This is a genomic window from Acinetobacter sp. YH01007 (genome assembly GCF_013420425.1).
GTDB classification, from domain to species: domain Bacteria; phylum Pseudomonadota; class Gammaproteobacteria; order Pseudomonadales; family Moraxellaceae; genus Acinetobacter; species Acinetobacter towneri.
Genome location: NZ_VOYC01000041.1, coordinates 1 through 3,702, shown reverse-complemented (window position 1 = coordinate 3,702; position 3,702 = coordinate 1). Strand labels below are relative to the sequence as shown.

The following is a 3,702-nucleotide window of genomic DNA, read 5'->3' as shown; positions in this document are numbered from 1 at the left end:
TCAGCTTGCTTCAAGATACTCATGATCAAGCTGTCTGAATACTTAGATGTTTTCATAGAAAATCTCCTTAAATCAAGGTTATTCGATTTTCTACTTTTAAACTCAATTATTTTTAGGGGGGATTACCTAAAAACAAAAGTTGCTTCTGAAGAAAGTTTAAAGAAAAGACACTCTATAAGAGTTGATAATGAGAGTAAAACTCCTCAATTAGCACCCCAAAATTGTCCACCTATACCAGCTACATCTAGCCGAATACTAGATATTAAGTTAGATGCCCTGCCGAAAGGATTGGTTGAGTTTATCTATATTCGTTATTATTTGACAGGTGAAAAATCGCTACCAAAACTGAAATGTATATACGACAGTTGGGAAAAAAGTATCTATGCAAATTCAGAGCTGAATGAAGCGCAATGGAATAAGATTATTGAGCAAATGTCATTTAACCCCTCTAAATTGAAAAAGATAGATGCGATTTATCACTTTACACATAAGGATAATTTATTGTCGATTTTGACAATGGGGTTATTAACAAAGAAAACATTAGATGAGCAGCATTTAGAATATAAGTATAATGATGAAAATCGTTGGGATGGTGTAACAGATTCTGTTTCACTTTCTTTTAGTCATCCAAATTTTAAAATGTTTGCCAAATATTCTAGAGTAACGGGTAAAGCTGATTGGATTGTATTAAAAATATCTCCTGAGCTTTTAACGGGCAATAAAAATTTAAATTTAGTTAATCTGACCAATTATGATTACTTGGATAAAGCGATATTTAATAAATTTAATGCTGCATCTTTTAAAGTTAAAAACTTAAGTATTCCTGAACGAAAGACACATCATGCTTTTTTAGATATGTTTGAGTCGAATATCGGAATGACATTGGAAACCTATACCTTTGATAATCAGGCTGAAATTCTTTATCAAGGAAATATCCCCAAAGAATTTATTCAAGAGATTCATGTGATTGAAGAAGATCCTAATTTATCATGGGTAGATGGTTTAGGCTTTAAGGTCAGTATTAACAAAACAGTATTTGAGAAAAGATAAGGAAGTCATCATGGCAAAAAGACCAGTATTTGTACCTAAACTGGACGGCGCTACGCTTGTAGATATTGTCGATGTTGAATTTGAATGGTTTGCTGGAATGCACTTCACACAAAAACAAAAGTCGATCCGATCCTTGCATGAAGCGTATCGTACGCAGAATCCTGAAGCCAAGATTCTAGAGATTTCGAGCAAGTCTGAAATTGAATTAGGAACGCAACTCAGCGCTTTCAATCTGATGTTTAAAACCAAGAGCGGTAAAAACATCAGTGTTGAGAGCATCTTTCAATCATCCAAAGTATTTTCAGAAGGTGGTCCGTATAAGGACATTATGGATATGAGTTCACGAGATGCGAAAAAGGATGAGCGCCTTAAAAATTCAGGCAATTTGATTGCTTTTGAATATCGAGACACACGTTGGCAACTTGAACCTAAAACAGCCTTTTACGACTGGATTTATTTGAATGCACTCAATCTGAATGATGACCTAAAGCAACAAGCACTTGCATATGATGCATTTACTGATATTGAGTTTAACCCGCAAAAGTCGATTAACTGCCAAGCATATTCAATTGCTTTGTTTGTCGCTTTGACGAAACGTAATTTGTTAGTTGATGGTGTTATCCCACCTAAAGAGGAATTTATTAAACTTGTTGAGAAGTTTACGATTAAAAATACAAGTGATGGTTTATTACTTTAGATTGGCTATTCAAATTGAATAGCATTTCCATAGATGTGAAATAAATAATTTCAATTAACTGTGTCGTATATACAGAAAATGAGAGGGAAAATGAGACCGATTGGCTTAGACCGTAAATCTAAAGATTACTTAAATACTTTAAACATCGACACTCATTATTTTGAAGAGAGATTCATATCTATCGAAACATTAATAAAAGCGAATCTTGCATTTAAGACGAAACTTGAAAACTTTAAACAATTTATTGATTGTTTAAGCGCAGATCGTTGTTTTTCTCTATGGATATGGGAAACGGAAGAACTGCTTGCTCAGTCTGAAGAAACGCTTCGCCACTTTTCACAAGACTATATTTCTGAAGATTCTCTAATTGAAACACATTATAAACTCGCAGAAAAAATGTGTGAGTTAACAGAGCGTGTTTACGAAGGACATTGGGAATATGGCGTTGCAAGTGAAGTAGACCAACAATTTAATGATCTGACTGAATTATGCCGTCGTATTTGGTCCAAAGAAAGTAAGGCTTGGCTAACATTGGCTAAAGCTTGGAAAAAAATTGATATTCATCAAATAGTCCATAATGATGAACATGTTTGAAAAGGAAAATATGGATGAACCAACATATTGAAAATAATTTATCCCAAAAAGAATATCCATTTACCTTATACACAGGTCAATCACAAGTTATAGGTGCTTTATTGACCTTGAGTCAAAGTACAGTAATTAGTACCACATCAAGTGACGAAGTGCCCAATCTTCAAACTGATCTGATCGCAGCGTTATACGGATTACATTTTAAGGTTAAGCTGAACCGTACCGGGTTTGTCGGAGACTTTTTTATTTAAGTTAGGCCACCTGACCTAACGGGTTAATCTTATCATAGTACATTGCTTCAAACTCAAAAGGCGATACATAACCCAGTGCACTGTGTACACGCTTTTTGTTGAACCAATCTACCCAATTTAATGTCGCAAGTTGTACATCCGCTAAACCTTGCCAATCTGCTTTTAAATATTCAATCACCTCTGTTTTGTATAAGCCATTCACCGTTTCAGCCAGAGCATTATCGTATGAATCACCCGTTGTACCGACTGATGCTCGTAAATTTGCTGCTTCTAAACGATTAGTATAGCGAATGGAAAGATATTGCATACCTCTGTCGGAATGATGAATCACATTCTTTGGCATGCCTCGATCATGCAATGCTTGCTCCAGTGCATCAAGTACCATATCTGTATTCATCCGTGTTGATACTTTCCATCCAACAATTGCTCGCGAGAACACATCAATAATAAATGCGGTGTAGACCCAGCCAGAATTGGTTTGAATATACGTAAAGTCACTGACCTATAATTGGTCAGGTCGATCAGCACTAAAATTCCGTTTCACTAAATCATCTGCTCGTTTTTGATCATCTCGGCTGCGGGTAGTTTGTTTGTTCTTACCACGCCAAACACCTTGTATATCTAGCTTCTGCATCAATCGAGCAACTGTACAACGTGCAATAACATAGCCTTCACGTTTCAATTTTTGCCAAACTTTACGTACACCATATCGACCTAAACTTTCTTTCCAAATACGTTTGATTTGCTCTGCATGATGTAAATCATGCAGAGCACGTTTCGCTCGATGTTCTGGGTTATCAACGAGATCTAAAGCCCGATAATAGGTCGAAGCTGCAATCGGTAAAATTCTACAAATCGCTTCAACACCATATCGATTTTTATTGTTATGGATAAAATCCACCATTATTTGTGTGGGCGGTCGAGCTCCGCCTGGGCGAAAAAAGCGGCTGCTTTGCGTAGAATTTCATTGGCACGCTTTAATTCTTAGAGATGGATCCGTAAATTTGAACAACTCCTATAAGTGATATTCTGCTCCTCAAATGATGTTATAAACATCAATATATGGAGTATTTTATGGCACGTAGACCAAGAAGAAATCATTCAAATGATTTT

The 3,702-nt window shown here is 35.8% G+C and carries 4 protein-coding genes, 1 pseudogene and 1 other annotated feature; of the genes and pseudogenes, 4 read left to right on the top strand and 1 reads right to left on the bottom strand.

Annotation, left to right across the window (positions count from 1 at the left end; genetic code table 11):
- The 4 genes from FTT74_RS13730 to FTT74_RS13715 form a co-directional block, all read left to right on the top strand.
- Positions 1-1,050 (top strand): DarT ssDNA thymidine ADP-ribosyltransferase family protein (locus tag FTT74_RS13730; RefSeq protein ID WP_179989174.1); only part of this gene is annotated, 1,050 nt, incomplete at its 5' end.
- A gap of 10 nt (positions 1,051-1,060) precedes the next feature.
- Positions 1,061-1,747 carry a hypothetical protein gene (locus FTT74_RS13725; RefSeq protein ID WP_179989175.1) on the top strand — a complete coding sequence of 229 codons (687 nt, stop codon included), beginning with the start codon at positions 1,061-1,063 and terminating at the stop codon, positions 1,745-1,747.
- A gap of 90 nt (positions 1,748-1,837) precedes the next feature.
- Entirely contained in the window at positions 1,838-2,341 is a 504-nt protein-coding gene (locus FTT74_RS13720; RefSeq protein ID WP_179989176.1) for a hypothetical protein, read from the top strand.
- 14 nt (positions 2,342-2,355) lie between these two features.
- Positions 2,356-2,589 carry a hypothetical protein gene (locus FTT74_RS13715; RefSeq protein WP_179989173.1) on the top strand — a complete coding sequence of 78 codons (234 nt, stop codon included), beginning with the start codon at positions 2,356-2,358 and terminating at the stop codon, positions 2,587-2,589.
- A 1-nt stretch (position 2,590) separates the two neighbouring features.
- Here the strand turns inward: FTT74_RS13715 and FTT74_RS13710 are convergent.
- Positions 2,591-3,573: pseudogene (locus FTT74_RS13710) on the bottom strand (IS3 family transposase); the annotation flags it as partial.
- Positions 3,419-3,535 (bottom strand) — a sequence feature (AL1L pseudoknot). Its footprint overlaps the pseudogene before it by 117 nt.
- Positions 3,574-3,702: the final 129 nt, after the last annotated feature.